Annotated in this window: 15 protein-coding genes; 8 read left to right on the plus strand and 7 right to left on the minus strand. The window is 44.2% G+C overall.

Features of this window, described 5'->3' with window-relative positions; all coding sequences use genetic code 11:
• Positions 1–7: 7 nt before the first annotated feature.
• A complete protein-coding gene (locus tag PK654_RS20415) occupies positions 8–568 on the plus strand; it encodes a gamma-glutamylcyclotransferase family protein (protein ID WP_271699210.1) in 561 nt (186 codons plus the stop codon).
• Here the strand turns inward: PK654_RS20415 and PK654_RS20420 are convergent.
• Both PK654_RS20420 and PK654_RS20425 read right to left on the minus strand, forming a co-directional pair.
• Positions 565–2,766 (minus strand): diguanylate cyclase, encoded by a 2,202-nt coding sequence (locus PK654_RS20420; RefSeq protein WP_271699212.1) that lies wholly within the window; start codon positions 2,764–2,766, stop codon positions 565–567. The two genes, PK654_RS20415 and PK654_RS20420, sit on opposite strands and share 4 nt — an antisense overlap.
• Positions 2,767–2,960: 194 nt before the next feature.
• Positions 2,961–4,265 carry a diguanylate cyclase domain-containing protein gene (locus PK654_RS20425; protein ID WP_271699213.1) on the minus strand — a complete coding sequence of 435 codons (1,305 nt, stop codon included), beginning with the start codon at positions 4,263–4,265 and terminating at the stop codon, positions 2,961–2,963.
• Between the two features lie 286 nt (positions 4,266–4,551).
• On the opposite strand from PK654_RS20425, the gene PK654_RS20430 reads away from it, so the two are divergent.
• The 4 genes from PK654_RS20430 to PK654_RS20445 all read left to right on the plus strand — a co-directional run bounded on the left by PK654_RS20430 (position 4,552) and on the right by PK654_RS20445 (position 8,345).
• Positions 4,552–5,325: a substrate-binding periplasmic protein gene (locus tag PK654_RS20430; RefSeq protein WP_271699214.1), complete on the plus strand. Its 774-nt coding sequence runs from the start codon at positions 4,552–4,554 to the stop codon at positions 5,323–5,325.
• A 434-nt stretch (positions 5,326–5,759) separates the two neighbouring features.
• A complete protein-coding gene (locus tag PK654_RS20435; protein WP_271699216.1) occupies positions 5,760–6,548 on the plus strand; it encodes a transporter substrate-binding domain-containing protein in 789 nt (262 codons plus the stop codon).
• Between the two features lie 102 nt (positions 6,549–6,650).
• Complete coding sequence (locus tag PK654_RS20440; RefSeq protein WP_271699217.1) at positions 6,651–7,598, plus strand: amino acid ABC transporter permease; 948 nt, start codon at positions 6,651–6,653, stop codon at positions 7,596–7,598.
• A gap of 12 nt (positions 7,599–7,610) precedes the next feature.
• Positions 7,611–8,345, plus strand: a complete 735-nt coding sequence (locus PK654_RS20445; RefSeq protein WP_271699219.1) for an amino acid ABC transporter ATP-binding protein — start codon at positions 7,611–7,613, stop codon at positions 8,343–8,345.
• An 81-nt stretch (positions 8,346–8,426) separates the two neighbouring features.
• On the opposite strand, the gene PK654_RS20450 is transcribed toward PK654_RS20445, so the two are convergent.
• The 3 genes from PK654_RS20450 to PK654_RS20460 form a co-directional block, all read right to left on the minus strand.
• Complete coding sequence (locus PK654_RS20450) at positions 8,427–9,614, minus strand: acetate/propionate family kinase (protein ID WP_271699220.1); 1,188 nt, start codon at positions 9,612–9,614, stop codon at positions 8,427–8,429.
• A 462-nt stretch (positions 9,615–10,076) separates the two neighbouring features.
• Positions 10,077–12,008, minus strand: a complete 1,932-nt coding sequence (locus PK654_RS20455) for a DEAD/DEAH box helicase (RefSeq protein ID WP_271699221.1) — start codon at positions 12,006–12,008, stop codon at positions 10,077–10,079.
• A 340-nt stretch (positions 12,009–12,348) separates the two neighbouring features.
• A complete protein-coding gene (locus tag PK654_RS20460) occupies positions 12,349–12,735 on the minus strand; it encodes a hypothetical protein (protein WP_271699222.1) in 387 nt (128 codons plus the stop codon).
• Between the two features lie 272 nt (positions 12,736–13,007).
• Here PK654_RS20460 and rnb point away from each other — a divergent pair, with 272 nt between their 5' ends.
• Both rnb and PK654_RS20470 read left to right on the plus strand, forming a co-directional pair.
• The gene (gene rnb, locus PK654_RS20465) at positions 13,008–14,999 is read left to right on the plus strand and encodes an exoribonuclease II (protein WP_271699223.1); all 1,992 of its coding nucleotides are present in this window, start codon (positions 13,008–13,010) and stop codon (positions 14,997–14,999) included.
• Between the two features lie 70 nt (positions 15,000–15,069).
• Positions 15,070–15,879, plus strand: coding sequence for a helix-turn-helix transcriptional regulator (locus PK654_RS20470; protein ID WP_271699224.1), 810 nt, complete (start codon positions 15,070–15,072; stop codon positions 15,877–15,879).
• Between the two features lie 46 nt (positions 15,880–15,925).
• Here the strand turns inward: PK654_RS20470 and PK654_RS20475 are convergent, their stop codons facing one another.
• Together PK654_RS20475 and PK654_RS20480 are read right to left on the minus strand one after the other, a co-directional pair.
• The gene (locus PK654_RS20475; protein WP_271695076.1) at positions 15,926–17,299 is read right to left on the minus strand and encodes an IS4 family transposase; all 1,374 of its coding nucleotides are present in this window, start codon (positions 17,297–17,299) and stop codon (positions 15,926–15,928) included.
• 194 nt (positions 17,300–17,493) lie between these two features.
• A complete protein-coding gene (locus tag PK654_RS20480; protein ID WP_271699225.1) occupies positions 17,494–17,853 on the minus strand; it encodes a DUF3024 domain-containing protein in 360 nt (119 codons plus the stop codon).
• Positions 17,854–18,037: 184 nt separating this feature from the next.
• On the opposite strand from PK654_RS20480, the gene PK654_RS20485 reads away from it, so the two are divergent.
• Positions 18,038–18,853 (plus strand): phosphate ABC transporter substrate-binding protein, encoded by an 816-nt coding sequence (locus tag PK654_RS20485; RefSeq protein ID WP_271699226.1) that lies wholly within the window; start codon positions 18,038–18,040, stop codon positions 18,851–18,853.
• The last annotated feature ends 43 nt before the right edge of the window (positions 18,854–18,896 follow it).

An 18,896-nucleotide genomic window follows, 5' to 3' on the forward strand; every position in this document is an offset into this window, starting at 1 on the left:
TATCTCCATGTACATTTTTGGCTATGGTAGCCTGATGAACTCAGCATCAAGAAAACTGACCGGACAGACGCAGCACGCGATCCCTGCTATCGCATCGGGACTGACCAGACACTGGAGTAAAATTGACGAAAGCTATACGGTTTCGCCGCTGGTCGTTCAGCAGGGAGACGGTCAGGTTAATGGTGTGCTATTAAAAGTGGATGATGCCGCGCTGGCAGAATTTGATCAAAGAGAAGCTGGTTACAAAAGAATACGCCTTAGTCATGCTCAAATTGATGCCCATTCTGATTTAGACACTGAATCAGATATATGGGTATATGTTGTTGATGACGTAATTGCTCCCTGCCCGGATGCCCCCATAGTACAAAGCTATGTTGATACGGTTATAACAGGATGCCTTGAAGTGTCAGAAGCGTTTGCCAGCCACTTTATCGAACATACCTCTGGCTGGCACCACACTCTGGAAAATGACCGCCATGCTCCAAAATACAGCCGTATGGCCGGAGTAGACAAAACTCATCAGCAGACCATAGATCAACTAATGTCTCAAGCCTTACCAATCATTTAACTAAGCTGAGATTCAACCCTGTTCCGCCCGCGCTCTTTAGCCTTATAAAGCGCTTTATCGGCTTTAGACACCATAGCTGCAATGGTGTCTTGGGGCTGGTAACTGGTGACACCAATACTTACGGTTATCGGGGCAGACTGATTAAACGTGTGCTTCTCTATGCGTGCTCTTAAGATTTCTGCAAACTTTTCAGCATCCTGACGATCGGTGCGGGGACAGATAATCAAAAACTCCTCTCCTCCCCAGCGTCCGACAGTATCTACCTTACGTACGTTATTAAGAAACACTACTGACAGCTCTTGTAATATCTGATCACCATGCTGATGCCCTAAGCTATCATTTATATGCTTAAACTTATCAACATCCAATATCATTAGACTATAAACATCACCGTAGCGATACGCCCGGTTAAACTCCTTTTGTAACACAGCTTCAAGCTCAACCCGGTTATATAACCCGGTTAATCTGTCCGTAATAGACAGCTTTTTAAGCTCACTGTTCTTCTTTTCAAGCGACTGCTGAGCCAACCTAAGTTCTGATAGTAGCTGATCTGATTTTTGTTTCTCCCGCATCAGCTGCTTATGTGAGTAAACAAAGCCGCTGATAACCACTAGAGCGACAGACAGTACTGTCCAGACAAGGGTATAATTTACTTTCTCTATGGTTTGAAAGGAGAACCAACTTTGCTGAATCGCGCTATGCTGCTTTGGCGAAATCATGCGGAACCCTTTGCTTAGTATGCTGGCAAGTTCAGGCCACTCTTTTGCAGCGATAAACCGGTACTCAATATTGCTGTAACTGGTAGGAACCGACACCTTGATGTTCTTCATCTCTCCTTTTGCAATCAGGTAGTTTGCAATAGCAAGATTACCTATATAGGCATCCGAGAGCCCTGAATCCACCAGCTTTAATGCCTGATAAGTACTTGATGTTTCGATTACTTCAATAAGAGGAAAGTCCCTCTTCACCCACTTAGTCGTTACGAACCCCTTCTCCATGGCAACACTTCTTCCGGCGAGATCATCAAGTTTGCCCACATAAGCACTGTTTTTATTAGTAACGACCATAACAGGGTAAGAGAGAAAAGCATCACCAAATACAAAACGTTTCGCCCGCTCAGGATTAACCACAGAGTAGAGCAAGGTATCGTAGGGCTTTCTGCCTTGCTCCATAACGCTGAATGCATCAGGCTGAGGACGGTCATCAAATACAAACTCAGCAGTAAAACCTAAGTTTTTCGCAATCATTTTTATGTAGTCAACGGCAATTCCGGATGCTTCTCCCTCAGATTCAAACTCAAAAGGCGCCCGGTTAGAGCGGGTGCGAAAACGGATAACAGGATTCTGTTCGATAAAACGTTGCTCTGCAGATGTGAGACGGTTTGGATCATCATGACTGATGGAGACAGATACCCATTTATTAAGAATGCTTTGATGCTCCTCTACTGAGATAAGGTTTATCAATTTGTTAAGTAAGGTGACCAGCTCAGGCTCACGCTTACTGATCCCCAGATGAACCGGCCATTCGCCCTCCAGCTTACCGGCTATTTTCAGACTACCAACAAACTCCTTCTGGATGTGGTAACCGATATTGGCTAGCAATCCGACTACCCCGAATAACTCTCCTTTTGCGACTCGTTCGAGGCCTTGCCTTATACTGGTTATATCAACTAACTCAATTTCAGGGTAGTTATGGCGTATATAGTCACCGGATGCGTAACCGGCAACAACGCCGATCTTAGCCCCTGTCAGATCGCTCAGACTATTTATCCACGGCTGATGCAGGCCTGTCGCAACCACCAAAGATGAGTTGATATAAGGCTGAGAAAAGTTCAAATAGCTTTTTCTTTCTTCCGTTATTGCGACAGAAGTTAAAAGATCACAATGGCCTGATTTCAAGGCTTGTACAGAGTCGAGCCAGCTTGAAGTTGAGTGCAGAGAGACAGGTATAGAAAGCGTTTTGCTGAACAGGCTCATATACTCTGACGTAAGCCCGATATGCTTACCATTGTCATTCATTTCAAATGGCATCCACAGGGGATCAATGCAAACCTTAATCTGCTGTTTATCCTGTAAATAGCGTTTTTCAGTTTCAGTCAGATTTAACTCGGAAAGGGGGATAGCTACTGCCAGCTCAGCAAAACAAAGTAGCAAAACAACACCAACCGCCCACAGCCGCTTTTCGCGCAGGTACATCATAGGTACAAGTTATCTACCAGATAATTAGATGTCAGAACCCATTGCCGACAGCAATAAACTCCATGACTTCCTAGCCAGTTTATTGTTATTTTGTTTACCTATTAGTTTTAGCTTAATTCAAGCCATATTGATATTTTTAATTGGTGAAACTGTTAGTCGCTTCTCTGTTATTTATGCAGCAAAGTTATCGCCCACTATGCTGCATGAATTTTATCGGCCGAAGCTGAATCTGGCAGCTTATGCATTGCCTGATCCAGTTCGTTAAGAATAGTGGTTACAGAACTATTTTTATCCGGGACAGAACTATAGGATGCCAGATTAACCTGAATATCCTGCTCTAGCGCGGCAATCTGTTTTGACGGGTTGCGCTTATTTACGCTTTTATTTATCCGCTCAATGAGGGTTTCAGCACTTTCCTGACCAGAGTTTGTCAGTATCAGTACAAACTCCTCACCGGAAAAGCGATATACCCTATCTTCAGATCTCAACATAGATGTCTCAAGTATTCTGGCAACCTGAACAATCACTTGCTCCGCAATCTTAGTACCGTATTGTTCGATAATGCCGGCAAAATCTTCAATATCACACTTAACTACCGTGAGTGGCATCTGTGTCTTAACATGATTCTGCCACTCTGCAAGTAGAGTCTCATCAAAATAGCGGCGATTAGCCAACTCTGTTAAGCCATCCAGATAACTTAACCTTTTCAGAGTACTATTTGCGAAAGTAAGTTTCTCTTTTGTTGACTCTTTTTCACTGATATCACGGGCAAAAATAAATATGCCTCTACGGTTAGTGACAGGATCTGTATAGGCTGTCTTTCTTGCCTCCAGCCACTGCTTATTACCACTCTCATCAACCACTTCGTCAATAATATGAAACGACTCACCAGTAGCCAGAACCTTCTTATCAGAGTAATAAAACTTTTCCGTTACTTCTTTACTGGCAACCTCTTCAAGTGTATGTCCGACCAAATCGTCAGGGTTATCAATACCAAGCGCCAGAGTAAAAGCTTTGTTGCATGCCTGATAACGGTAATCTTCATCCATCATACCAATGGCATCAGGCAGTGACTGAATCACATTATGAATCAGAACCCGGCTATGACGGGAAATCTCTTCAGCTGAAGCGCGATCGACCTGCCGCCTTACTGAAACCAGCCATTGAAACTGTCCCCTATACCAGACCTTTCTCCCTTCGAACTTAAACTCTTTTCCGCTCGCTTCATCGGTAAACTCATACATAAACTCAGACTGCTCACTAACGGATTTAAGATAAATCGCTAAATCAGTACATACATAGTGAACGCCGCCAAGAAAAAGAGTGGGAAACTTAAGAGACTGCGTTGCAGAATTGCGAAGCACCACCCCTCCCTGCTTATTAAGCATAAACAGTGGGATAGTGGTACTTTCTATCGATTTTTTAACACCTGTCTGATATGCGAGGCAACCCAGGAAAACCATCAGGATCACTCCGCCTAAAATAAAAGCACTTAGCATGATTATTTACTTACTAGCCATTAGACGTTTGTCTATTTTTATTTATATTGATCAAGTTTAGCAGAGCCCTATTTCATAACTGAAACATAGCGGTAAGCAGGCTGTCAATTTGTGAGCAAAAGCAAATAACCTTATATAGATAGCCGGCCTTATTACACTCCATGGTTACAAAATCATCTACAAGAACATCGAACAAGCAAATATTTGATGTACTACTGCTATTTATTTACACCGCTAGCCTATCATTAGAGGTATCTGAATAGTGTTATTCTGCAACAGGTTATCTGTGAACGTTAGACTAAGAAAACTGATTCTATTTGCGTTATTAATTGGTTATTCCGCTACGGGCTTTGCTTTGGGTAGCCTTACCTACTTTACTGAAGAGTACCCGCCCTATAAATTTACTGAAAACGGCAAAATCACTGGCATTGCTGTCGATCTGCTGCGCAAAGCCAGTAAAGAAGTCGATGCAGAAGTCAGTATGAAGGCGATAAAGCTCTACCCCTGGGCCCGCGACTACCGCATTGTTCTCAATACTCCGGATACCGTCCTTTTTTCTACCGGAAGAACCCGGCAAAGAGAGAAGTTGTTCAAATGGGCGGGGCCTATAGGCGACACCCGGATTGTTGTATTGGCTAAGAAGTCCAACAATATTGTTATTAATACCCCTGAAGATCTTGCTGAGTATTCTATCGGGGTTGTACTCGACGATATTGGCGAACAGCTTGTGCTTGAAGCCGGCGCCTCGCAAAACAGGATAGAATACGCCAACACAGCAGTCCCCCTTGCCAGAATGCTTTTTCATGACCGCATTCAACTCTGGTCCTACGAAGAAAAAGTCGCCCTTTGGTCAACAGAAAAAGCCGGTATAGACCCTAACGCTTTTGAAGTGGTTTATGTGTTACAGACCGTCAGCCTCTACTACGCCTTTAACCATGATATAGATGACAGCCTTGTACAGCGGTTACAAAAAGGCATCGACCTGCTTAAGATTAAAAAAGAGGGCGAGACAAGCTCTGAGTATGACAAAATCGTATCCCGTTATATCCACTGGCAATAATTCACTGGTAGACCTTACCGGCCGTTTATCAATCGACTATCTATCATCAACTATTTAGCTTCAAAGAAAGGCTCCGCTTTCCGGCAAACAGACTCTCACTAAAAAGAGACGAACAGCAGCATGTTCTACACTTTGCTGTGCAGCCACGTATCCGCCAGTTTCACGCCTTACACAATTTTTCAGTGATGAGACAGTGATAATCCATAGCTAATAGTAATTTTTTATAATCAAAATAACTTATTAGTAAATTGTTTTATATAACTACTCAATATAAGATGTAGCAATATAACCAACAAACATGTGAATACTTAAGCATAACAAAGCAATATATTTGGCATATATCAGGGTTATTTTGCCTAAATTATGAATATTTTGTGGTTTTTTGTTTTCTGTTAATGTATAAAAAATTTTTAACAAATGATAAAGGAATATCTATGAAAAAGCTGTTTTCTGCTGCTGCGCTGTTAGTAGCCGCTTCTACGCCCGCTCTTGCTGATCCAATTCTTGACGATATTAAAAGCAGCGGTGAACTAAAAGTCTGTTTTGATTCAGGTTATATGCCATTTGAAATGACTGCCAAAAGCGGTCAGTACATTGGCTTTGATGTTGATTTAGGTAAACAGATGGCTCGCGCAATCGGCGTGAAATATGTACCGGTAAATACTGCATGGGACGGCATTATTCCGACCCTGCTGACTGGTAAGTGTCACATGATTATGGGCGGTATGACGATTACCCCTATGCGTAACATTCAGGTGAACTTTGCTGACCCGTACGTCATTATCGGTCAGTCTATTCTTGTTAACCCTAAGCATGAAGGCAAAGTAGCCAACTATCGTGACCTGAACAGCCTTGACTTTGTTGTGGCAACTAAGCTGGGTACTACCGGCGAACAAGCGGTTAAACGTTACCTGCCAAAAGCTAAAGTTAACCTTTACGAAACTCAGTCAGAAGCTGTTCTTGAAGTTGCAAACGGCAAAGTTGATGCGTTTGTGTACGACTTACCGTACAACTCAATCTACAACGCAGAGAACAAAGGTCAACTGGTTCACCTGTCTGAACCATTCACCTATGAACCTCTGGGCTGGGCAGTCCCTCAGGGTAACCCGGACACCATTAACTTCCTGAATGGCTATCTTCGTCAAATCAAAGGTGACGGTACCTACGATCGTATCTACAACAAATGGTTTAACGACGACAAGTGGCTGAAGCAGGTTAAATAACCCGCCAGTTCAATAGGTCATCGCATCAAGTTCCAGCAGTAGCTTGGTAAAGTTACTCGCTGGAACTATTCGCATTTAAACGAAATCAATTCTCGGAATCATATGCAAACGAATATTAAATCCCTGATTTGGAATGCTGTTTTTGTTCTTGTTTTGCTCTCAATTTGCGGACTGATTTACCTGTCTGGCAAGCGAATTGACTATAACTGGAATTGGGAACGTGTCGTACCATATATAGCCACAAATGCAGCATCTTCCATTACTGCACCGGAAGATGGCAACATTGTTTTGACTGCAAACAACCAGCTGGCTTTAGAAAACCTAAGTGGTGACATTGTCGTCGACCTGAGCAAGTACGACTCTGTAGATGTTTATGAAGGCGACCTTATCTTTGAAGGCGACACCCTTGCAACAATTGAAGAGTGGCGTATCGGGCCAATTCTTGAAGGGGTGATTGTCACCATCAAGATTTCTCTCTGGTCACTAGCTATCGCACTGGCGTTAGGCCTTATTATCGGCTTAATGCGGATTTCAAGTAATCCGGCATTAAAGAAACTCTCAGTAGTTTATATCGAGATCATTCGCGGTACCCCACTTCTTGTACAGATCTTTATTGTCTATTTCTTTATCGGCACCGTATTAGATTTAGAGCGTTTTACCGCTGGTGTTATCGCCCTTTCTGTCTTCACTGCTGCCTATGTTGCAGAGATTGTCCGCTCCGGTATTCAGTCCATTCCGAAAGGACAGATGGAAGCCGCCCGCTCACTGGGTATGAACTACCCTAAAGCGATGATTTACGTCATTTTACCTCAGGCATTTAAGCAGACATTGCCTCCACTTGCCGGACAGTTTATTAACCTGATTAAAGACTCCTCTCTGGTTTCGGTTATTTCCATTACCGATCTGACTAAGGCCGGTCGTGAAGTGGTCAGCGGTAGCTTTGCTCCATTTGAAGTGTGGTTCACGGTTGCAGCACTTTACCTGATCCTGACCAGTAGCCTGTCATGGGCAATTCAGGCACTTGAAAAGAAACTTGCGGCAAGCGATTAATTGGAGAAAAAAATGGAACATATCATTTCTGCAATCAAGGTAAATAAAATCTATCCGAACGGCTGCCATGCACTTAAAGATGTATCTGTACAGGTGGATAAGGGAGAGGTTATCGTTATTGTCGGTCCGTCAGGCTCTGGTAAGTCAACTTTCCTGCGCACCATTAACCAACTGGAGACCATTAACAGCGGCTCAATCACCGTTGACGGCATCGATATGTATGCCAAATCAACGGATATCAACAAGCTACGTGAAGATGTAGGTATGGTTTTTCAGGGATTCAACCTTTTCCCGCATAAGACCGCCCTTGGCAACGTTATGCTGGCACCGTTAAAAGTATCCAACCGCGACGCGGCTGAAATAGAGCTGGAAGCGAAGGATTTACTGTACAAAGTGGGTCTGGCTGACAGAATGGGCAACTACCCTAACCACCTGTCCGGTGGCCAGCAACAGCGTGTTGCCATTGCCCGGGCACTGGCAATGAAACCCAACATCATGTTATTTGATGAACCAACTTCCGCTCTGGATCCGGAAATGGTCGGTGAAGTGCTGGATGTAATGAAAGATCTCGCCAAAGAAGGTATGACTATGGTGGTGGTGACCCATGAAATGGGCTTTGCCCGCGAAGTAGCCGACCGGGTACTGTTTATGGAAGATGGTGAACTGCTGGTTTCAGATACACCGGATCGTTTCTTCGATAACCCGGCCAACCCGAGGCTGAAAAAGTTTTTATCTAAGGTTTTATAGTCTTTGAAATACACTTTTAATCAGAAAAATAGCAAAACGCCAGCGAACGCTGGCGTTTTAGTCTCTGTCAGACTGTATAGATTAAATCAGCGCAACAGCATCCTGTGCGATAACCAGCTCTTCATTGGTCGGGATAACCATAGCAATAGGGCTGTTCTCTTCTGTGATAATGCCACTGTTACCAAATCGTGCCGCTTCGTTTGCTGCGCAGTCTTCTTTGTAGCCGAACAGGTTCAGGTAGCTCAGAATTTCGCGGCGAATCGGTAGCGAGTTTTCACCAATGCCACCGGTAAAGATGATACCGTCAAGGCTATCCAGCGGGATCATGTAAGAGCCGATATATTTAGCTACACGGTAGGTAAATACCTCAAACGCCAGCTTGGCACCCTGATGGCCCTCTTCCATTGCTTCAAGAATACCGCGTGCATCGCTGGTTAAACCGGACACACCCAGGAAGCCTGAGTTCTTGTTCAGCTCGTCAAAAATCTGCTCCTGCGTCCAGCCTTTCTTCATCAGGAACTCAATGATACCCGGGTCAAGGTCACCACAACGTGTGCCCATCATCAGACCAGCAAGTGGCGTAAAGCCCATAGACGTATCTACGCTCTTACCATTGCTGATGGCACAAACTGAAGCACCGTTACCTAAGTGAACAGAGATAAAACTTGACTGTTCAATCGGCTTGTCCAGCATCTTGGCAGCTTCGCGGCTTACATAGTAATGGCTGGTTCCGTGGAAACCGTAGCGACGGATAGCATACTCTTTGTAAAGCTTGTTAGAGATAGCACCGGTAAAGGCTTTCTCAGGCATGGTCTGATGGAATGCCGTATCAAATACAGCAACCTGTGGTAGAGAAGGAAATGCCTCCAGAGCGGCCTTAATACCAAGAATATTAGCCGGGTTGTGGAGCGGTGCAAGATCCTGAACAGCCTCAATATCGGCAATAACCTTCTCATCAATAAGTACGGATTTAGTGAAAGTCTCTCCACCATGAACTACCCTGTGGCCGACAGCAACAATGCTCTCTGTCAGTCCCAGCTCGCTAACCAGATTAACCAGTTTGGCGATTGCTGCCTGATGGTGGCTCCCATCTTCTGTGATAGCAACTTCTGACTTTTCTCCTTGAAATTTCCAGCCCATACGTGCGTCTTCAAGGCCAAAACATTCACCTAACCCACTTAATACTGCATCACCTGTTTGCACATCGATTACAGCGAACTTCAATGATGAACTTCCTGAGTTAATTACCAGCACGAAGTTGTTTGACATGAGAACCATTTCCTATTCAGAGTAGTTTTTACGCTAATTGCGTTCCGATTGTTTATCCATTATTCAATATTTTTTGAATGTTTCAACTTTTATTGAGTTTATTTTACCATAGCAATCGATTTTTATTGACCAATGTCAATTTTGAATTTATTTCGCTGCATGAATAAAATTTTTTATCTGAATTATGCGACATTTTCACATTCTGGTTGCATATGGGAAACAGATGCTTTTCGGTGCAAGAACCTCTTTTAAACAATTTTGCATCCTTGAAGATTCAAAATAAGCAGGCAAAGTGAATATGCAGCTAGTTACAAGGGATAAATATGAATCAGGCAAAATACTGACTAAGGGTTGAGTACGGCATGTCACTGAAAGAGAAGTTCATTACTGATGAGAAAAAACGGCTTTTCTTCAGGCGTAAAAAAGCCGGGTTAGTTACCCGGCTTTCTTACAAATCAGATTTTACGCTTCCGCTCTGCTGCGGTTGCCGCGGTTTTCGCTACGGCCATGGCCACGTTCGCCACGGTAATTACCACGATGGTCACCACCACGGTTTCTGTCGAAGCGACGCTCACCGTCACGGTTGCCACGATAACCACCACGATTTCCTTCGCGATTACCATCACGGTTACCATCACGATTGCCACGGTAACCACCATCACGACGACCACCGTCACGTCTGCCACCTTCACGGCGACCACGAGACTCACGGAAATCATCAAAGTCACATACTACTGCACCTACTTCTTTCTGACGGATACGTAGCTTACGCAGCTTACCTGCAGTATCAGAGTTCATCGCTTTTGGCAGCTGAACAAAAGTGTGGCCTTGTGCCAGTTTAATAGCACCGATTGAACCTTTGGTCAGACCCAGTTCGTTTGCCAGTGCGCCAACGATATCTTTAACCTGAACACCCTGCTCACGGCCAACCTGAAGCTGATAAGTATCCCAATCCTGAGTTGAACCACCAAAGCTGCGACCTTCACCACGACGACCATCACGGCCATCACGACCTGATTCGCGACGCTCTTTACGACGTTGCTTATCACGCTCAATAGCAGCAATCATAGGATCAGGACCTTTGTAGAACAGAGGACGCTTACCTTGTGCTCGCTTAAGCAGCATTGCAGCAAGAGTTGTTGCATCAATTTCCAGAGTTTCCTGAAGCTTACCTACCAGCTCAGCAAAGTTCTCAAGAGAGGCGTTCTCTTTCTCACCTTCCAGCTCAGCACCCAGTTTCTCAAGGCGGGCTTCTGCTACTTTGTCACGCAGAGGAAGCTGAATCTCTTCCATGCTTGAACGAGTAACACGCTCAATGGTGCGCAGCATACGGATCTGGTTGGTACGAACCAACAGGATCGCTTTACCTTTACGACCGGCACGGCCAGTACGGCCAATACGGTGAATATAAGATTCAACGTCGAAAGGAATATCGTAGTTAAATACGTGTGTGATACGCGGCACATCAAGACCACGGGCAACAACATCCGTTGCAACCAGAATATCGATAACACCTTTTTTGATGTGATCAACAGTACGCTCACGAAGTGACTGAGGAATATCACCGTGAAGGGCAGCAACTTTAAAGCCACGGGCAGAAAGGTAATCTGCCAGACGCTCAGTGTCCTGACGGGTACGTACGAATACAATTGAAGCATCTGTCTCTTCGGTTTCCAGCAGACGAGTCATTGCTTCGTCTTTTTCTACGCCTTTAACTACCCAGAACTGCTGCTCTACTTTCTCTACTGTGTGATTACTACCGGCAACGTCAATACGCGCTGGATCACGCAGGAAGCGGTCAACAATCTTTTTAAGCATCGGAGGCATAGTTGCTGAGAACAGTACGCGTTGGGCAGACTCAGGAGCGTGCTCCATAATCGCAGTAACATCGTCCACAAAACCCATGTTCAGCATTTCATCGGCTTCATCCAGAACAAACGTATTTACTTCGTCCAGATGCAGGCGATCACGATTAATCAGGTCTTGCACACGACCCGGAGTACCAACAACAATGTGAGCACCAGATTTAAGGGCGCGCATTTGATCAACGATAGAAGCACCACCGTAGATCTCAAGAACCTTAAGACCTTTAACATTACGGCCAAGGTTTTTAATTTCTGCAGCAACCTGAATCGCCAGCTCACGGGTCGGAGCCAGAACAATGGTCTGAGGCTTGTACTGCTTGATATCGATCTTGTTCAGAATCGGCAGAGAGAAGGCGGCAGTTTTACCTGTACCTGTTTGCGCTTTACCTAGTGCATCGCGACCTTCCAGAAGAAACGGAATAGAAGCAGACTGGATAGGAGTAGGAGACACAAAGCCCATTTCATCAAGTGCAGACAATAGGGCGTCATTCAGCTCTAAGTCGCTGAATTTAATTTCGGAATCTTGCATTGGGATCCTAATATATCAATTTAAACATCGGTCCCATGTGCTCTTCCAATTTCAAATACCGTCTAGTATTGAATCCATTCAGGTGCAGAACTAGTATAAAAACGCAACAAGCCGTTAGGGACATCTCTAAGGGGTCGGGATAATGCCCTAAAAACAGATAAAAAGCCAGAAAAAATTGAAATGCATCACACTTTTGTCTCGAAACTGGTTTTCTGCCCATTTAATCGACAAAAAACGGAGCTAACCCACAAAATTTATGCGTGCTTCTAACTGAGCTAAAAAGTACGAACAAAGGCTTGTATCAGGAGCTGGCCGCATTGCACGGCCAACTTTTCACTCTTTATTGCCCCATATAACCTACGGACAGATATTCCGGCATCACAATTAAGCGTCCGGTTGCTATTCCGCCTTTAATGGTGACGGCCAGAGTTTCTGAATGTTCAAGTATTACAGGCATCAATGGCAGCATTGTCTGACATTGCTCAGATACAGGGATATCTGTTGCAAGCATAGTGTCGCCGACATGAATATCCAGAGAGACAGCTTCTCCAAGCCCTTCTGTCATTACCCTCATACCAACCAGCTTTGTGCCGACTGGCACATTAAGCAATTCGACAACATCCATTTCTCCTGCACGGTTAAGGGTGATATCTGCCATTGCAACAGACATATTACCGTGTGCACTTACCTTGCAATCGTGCATAGTTGATGACGTTATAATCGACATAGTCTCCTCCCTGATAGCCTACAACCAGCACTTAAAGTATAGTTGTGCAGGTTTATTCGTCGCCCGGACGGAGTGCAAGATCGTTTTATTATTAAGACTGGATAATGAGTTGTCAGATATACAATTAACCTATTACCTAGTAATATGCAGCCCTATAAAGGTTTCACACATATGTTCCGCATAATCTCACCCGGCTGAATAGCCTGAACACGAATGCGGAGAACGGGAATAAACGTACTTCCCACCGTTTTCAAAGGTTTAAAAATCTATCAATGTTTCAAGACAATCCTCTATTAGCCCAGCTCAAGCAGCAAATCAAAGAGAGCATTCCTAAAAAAGAAGGTACTGTTAAAGCAACAGACAAAGGTTTTGGTTTTCTGGAAGTCGACAGTAAGCATAGCTTCTTTATCCCGCCGCCGTATATGAAGAAATGCCTTCACGGCGATAAAGTTGTCGCCCTTATCCGTACTGAAAATGAAAAAGAGGTTGCTGAACCAGACGAGCTGATAGAACACAATCTAGAGAGATTTATAGGCCGGGTAAAAATGTTTAAAGGCCGGCTGAATGTGGTACCTGATATCCCTCAGCTTAAGCGTGCTTCCCTGAAGGCTAAGGCTCGTAAAGGTCTTAACCCGGAGACTCTGGCTGAAGGTGACTGGGTTGTTGCTCACCTTGTTCGTCACCCCTTAAATGGTGATAACAGCTTCTTTGTTGAAATCAGTGAAAAAATCACTGACGCCAATGACAAAATCGCTCCATGGTGGGTAACACTGGCGCAGAATGATCTGCCAAACAGTGAACCGGCAGGTATTGTTAACTGGCAGATCAAGGATGACGCTGATCTGCAGCGTGTTGATATGACGGATGTTCCTTTTGTTACTATCGATGGTGAGTCCACCAAAGATATGGATGATGCCCTTTACGCAAAACGCAAACAGAATGGTGACTTTGAGCTGACCATTGCGATTGCTGATCCAACAGCGTATATCTCAGCTGATGATGATATGGATAAAGTGGCGCGTGAGCGGGGCTTCACCATTTACCTTCCGGGTCGCAATATTCCGATGCTACCAAGAGATCTGGCAGATAACCTCTGCTCCCTGATTGAAGGTGAAGAGCGCCCTGCCCTATGTTGTACTGTTTCTGTTAAGCAAGACGGTACAATAGAAGATGATATCCGCTTCTTCGCAGCTAATATTAAATCCCATGCCCGTCTAGCTTACGATCACGTATCTGACTGGCTGGAAGCCGGCGAGAGCACAAACTGGCAACCAGACGAAACTATCGCTCAGGTCGTTACTGATTTGTCTGAGTTCTCCAAAACCCGTATTGAGTGGCGTCAAACCAATGCCGTGGTTTTCCCTGACCGTCCGGACTATCGTTTTGAACTAAGTGAAGATAACGACGTTATCGCCATTCATGCCGACAAACGACGCAGTGCAAACCGGTTGGTAGAAGAGGCCATGGTGACTGCCAATATCTGTGCCGGCAAAGTATTGGACAGCAGCTTAGCCATTGGGGTTTTTAATACTCACTCAGGCTTTAAAAACGAGAAGATTAAAGACGTGGTAGAACTGGTTAATCCTGATAGCAGCTTACCTTTTACCGAAGAATCCGTCGCAACACTGGAAGGCTTCAGTGAATTACGCCGTTGGCTGAATGATCAGGAAACCAGCTATCTGGATAATCGCATCAGAAAATATCAGGCATATAGCGAAATTGGCAACAGTGCAGCACCTCATTTTGCTATGGGACTGGATGTGTATGCCACATGGACCTCACCGATCAGAAAATACGGTGATATGGTCAACCACAGGCTACTTAAAGCTCATATCTTAAACAAAGAGCCAGAGCAAAAACCGGATGACAGTGTCGGTGAGGAGCTCTCATTACATCGTAAACATCACAAAATTGCTGAAAGAAATGTCGCCGACTGGCTTTATGCCCGTACACTCAAAGATGAGCCGAAGAACAAGACGCTATTCAATGGTGAGATATTTGATATCAACCGGCCGGGAATGCGCGTTCGTCTGATTGAAAACGGCGCGACAGCGTTTGTTCCAAGTTCTCTGATACTCGAGGATAAACAACGAATTGAGTGTAATGGGGAGGCAGGGACAGTATCTATCGACAATGATCACGTTTACAAATTAGGCGATGTGGTAGAACTGATACTCACCGAAGTGCATGTTGAAAATCGCAACATTGTCGCAAAACCTGCAAAAAGTTTTGCTAACTCAGCCATTACTACAGAAGATAGCTAGTATTCTAAAGTAGTAATCTATAATTCTTAGGGACTTAACCTAAGTCCCTTGTAAATAGTAATGAAGAAATATGTCAAGAATAACAATCTATAAGCATGAAGTATTTGTTGCCCGGAAGAGAGATCGTTACCCCGTAACGCAATGCGGTGTTATTTTTGTCCGGGAAGGGTCATTAACCTATAAGACTCGCAGTGATGACATCCATCATCTAAGAGCGGGTGAATTTACTATCTACCACTCAGATCAACTCAGAAATCTGGAATCTTTTGCTGACAACGGCCATTTTCTGGCCGATGTGATCACTTTTGAACCAAGCCTGTTCCGGCAGTTTTGCGAAACCTGTTCAGCTCATAATGAACTTAAAGCTGATGCAGAAGAGAGTGTTTACGCTTTAGGTAGCGAACATAACATCGCAATGCAGACTCTTCAATTGTTAATTGAAGCCAAAGAGGCAAACCAAAGTTCTGAGTTAACACTGGAGGCACTGGCACAAGCTCTGTTGTTTGAGATTATCCATGTTGCACCGGGTCTTCAGCCTATTGTCCGTAGCGCATGTAATCAAAGTACTGCTCAGAAGGTTATTGGTTTTATCGAGCTCAATATCGAAAACGATGTTTCACTGGATATGACGGCTCACTTCCTTGGCATCTCTATCGCCACACTAAAACGCCGCTTAGCGGCTGAAGATCTTAGCTTCTCGCAGATACTTAAAGTTAAACGGGTAAACCACGCGGCTACGAAACTGCGTTTATCCAATAAATCCATTGCTCAAATCGCATTTGAATCCGGATTTAAGAGTGCAGCCCACTTCAGTACTGCATTTAAGGGGGTTCAGGGAATGACGCCAAAAGAGTTCCGTCAGCATATCACCCAGAAATAAATATTTCTGCAAGCACTCACCACCGCCATAGGCGGCTGTCTCTTGATCACAAGTCCTGCTCAAGAGACAGAGCGAGTTCGTAGCCTTCAAGGATGGCTTGTAGTTTGAGCCATCCTTCCCAGAGCGTCTTAACTGACGCTCTTCCATTTCTTTTGCTGTCTTTCCAACCGCCAAGTCTTGCGAGGTGTTCATAAGCCCATTTTGCTGTTGGAACCTCCTTTGGAAGTGGTGTCTTTACTCTTTTCAGCCAAAGCAACTTCCATGCTCTTGAGGACAAGATTTTCTCACAACTAACGTCTTCGATTTGCTCATTGGCAAATTTCAATTGGAAAATTCTTACTGCTAAAAACGCATAAATTGTTGCTAACCTATCTAAGTTATCTTTACTTTGTAACCGAAGCTCTTCAACTCCTGTCCCTTCAGTTTTCCAGACCTTGTGATACTCCTCAATCAACCAGCGTTTTTCGTAGTAACCAATAATTTTTAATGCATCTTCTGCACTATTAACTGGCTCATTAGTTAAAATATGCCAATTGAGCCTCTTTTCTCCATCACCGATTTCGGAGCAGCCAACATAGTTGAGAGAAATAGGAGCTCCTTTTTTGTTTGAGGGTGTTTTTAAAGTCACTGCTGCATATTTTACATCCAGAGTGACTTCACGAGCTTTCCGGCCACCCCTTTGAGCTATTTGGATTTGACGTTGCTTCACACTTTGAAGTTCTGATGCAAAGTGATAAAGCTTGTCTGAGCCTTCTTCTATATGACGGCTCATCATCGACCGCACAACAAAACGTTGCTGATTCGCCATTTTATAAATGAGGTAATCGTAGATATCGGCCTCGCGATCGCAAACTGATATTACGTTAACCATCGAGGTACCTAAACGGGCTGCCATATTGCGTGATGCTCTTTCCCATTTATAACCTTCTTTTTCTTCATAAGGTCGTTTCAACCCCTTACGACGGATACCTCGAGTCTTGATATCTCTCGTCCATCGTTGTTGTTCAACTAACCCAATAACGTCGAGAGTTTCAGGAGCAAACAGCAAAATACTATGGGCAAACAACCCCCTATAACGATTACCTTGGTTTACATGTCCTAAGTCCGCTCTAATAGAGCGATGTTTGTAGCTTAAGGTAGTTGTATCTTCTAACGCGAGAAGGAGAGGGTAACGATGAACTTGATCTGCAGTTGCTTTAAAGCCTGCTTCGGCAATATCGTCTGATGAGACATTGTCGTTCCGAATAAATCGGTAAGCGCCCTCCATACTTGCTGGAGAATGAGATGATTTCACTACCGATTTACCTGGATGCTGAGCTAAGTCTGATGCCATTTTTACAAGTCTAGCCGTTCTTCTTGGGTCTCCAAGTTTAGCATGACCAAATTGCTCTTCAGCCCAATCACTATTGCTTTTAATCATCTCAAAACCCTCAACTAAGTCCGTTAAAGATCTGATCGTAAACCAAGAATTAAGTTCAAAAAAAATCCCTCACATTATGCGAGGGACTTCTGTATAAAAGACAGCCGCCATAGGCGGTGGTATAAGGTATTAAACTACAAAGGAGAACATACGTTCTCCTTTTTCATTTCTGTCTGCCAAGTAAATGTCAGCTTCTACCAGAATAACTGTTTAGGGTCATGCTCCAGCTCATTAAGTAAAACTTTGAAGTCATTACTTGAGGCAAGATAAGGATATGGCAGCCAGTTCAGAAGCTCTTCGCTGTTCTCTTCACACTCAGCAACAAACAACAACCATTCATTGCGCTGTGGATTAAACTCCATCTTGGCAACCGGACATTCATAGTTAATATGTGCGGAATCCAGTAAAAAACAGAGCTTAGTAAACAACACTCCGTTGTCATACATTTCATATTGCACTTTGCCAAGCTCAGCCGGTATACCGCGGTTACGGTTGGAGCACATGCCACGTACGGATTTTTCGAGCCTGAACTGATCTAATTCTGATTTATACATCTCTGCCACCTTGTCAACGGCACTATATCAATACTAACAACATACGTGACTAAATGTATAGTACTCGCCTTGATGTAACTCTTAATCCTGCATTTTGACGCCACATAGAAATACCATTAGTCACAAAAATGACACACGTACAGGTTAGCATTGTGGTTTTATTTTCCACCCGTTAGGAGTTTCTATGTTTCGTGTTGTTCTGGTTGCCCTGCTGACCGGCGTTATTTTTTCAACAACGGTAAATGCCAGTCAGATAACCGTGTCAGGATCAACCTCAGTGAGCAGAATAATGGATGTGCTCGCAGAAGAGTTTAATGCTTCCGGAGGAGCGGCTTATGTCGCCGTACAAGGTATTGGCTCTACTGCCGGTATCGCCATGGTAGAGAAAAATGTAGCTGACATCGGTATGATTTCCCGCTATATGACAGAAGCCGAATATGACGAAAAACTGACGGTTATTCCTTTCGCTTTCGACGGACTGGCTGTAGTGACACATCATAGTAACCCGGTAAAAAACATTTCCCGCGAGCAACTGTTCAATATTTATAAGGGGAAGCTCACTAACTGGAATAAATTAGGCGGAGAAGACCGTCATATTGCTGCCGTCACACGCGAACAGTCTTCTGGTTCAAGGGGAAGCTTCGAAGCTCTGATGGGACTGATTAAAGTCGTCAACAAGCATCAGGTTTCTGAAATCACTCCCTCTGCCTTAGTGGTAAACAGCAACAGCATGGTAAAAATGCTGGTTAACCATAACCCGCAAGCAATAGGGTTTATCTCCAGTGCGTCGGTGGACAGTTCGGTTAACGAACTCACCTTTGAAGGCATTTCTGCCACGCCTGATAATATAGCATCACAGAGATATCAGCTTTCGCGCCCATTTATCCTGCTGTACAAAACTCACTCTTTGTCTGAAGATGGCCGCAAGTTTATCGACTTTATCCGTTCTGAAAGGGCAAAACAGCTTATCCTGCAATATGGATATGTGCCGGCAAGTTAACGCACCGATCAAAAAAGAGCTGATGCAAAACATCAGCTCTTTA

The organism is Vibrio sp. SCSIO 43137 (genome assembly GCF_028201475.1).
Classification (GTDB): Bacteria; Pseudomonadota; Gammaproteobacteria; order Enterobacterales; family Vibrionaceae; genus Vibrio.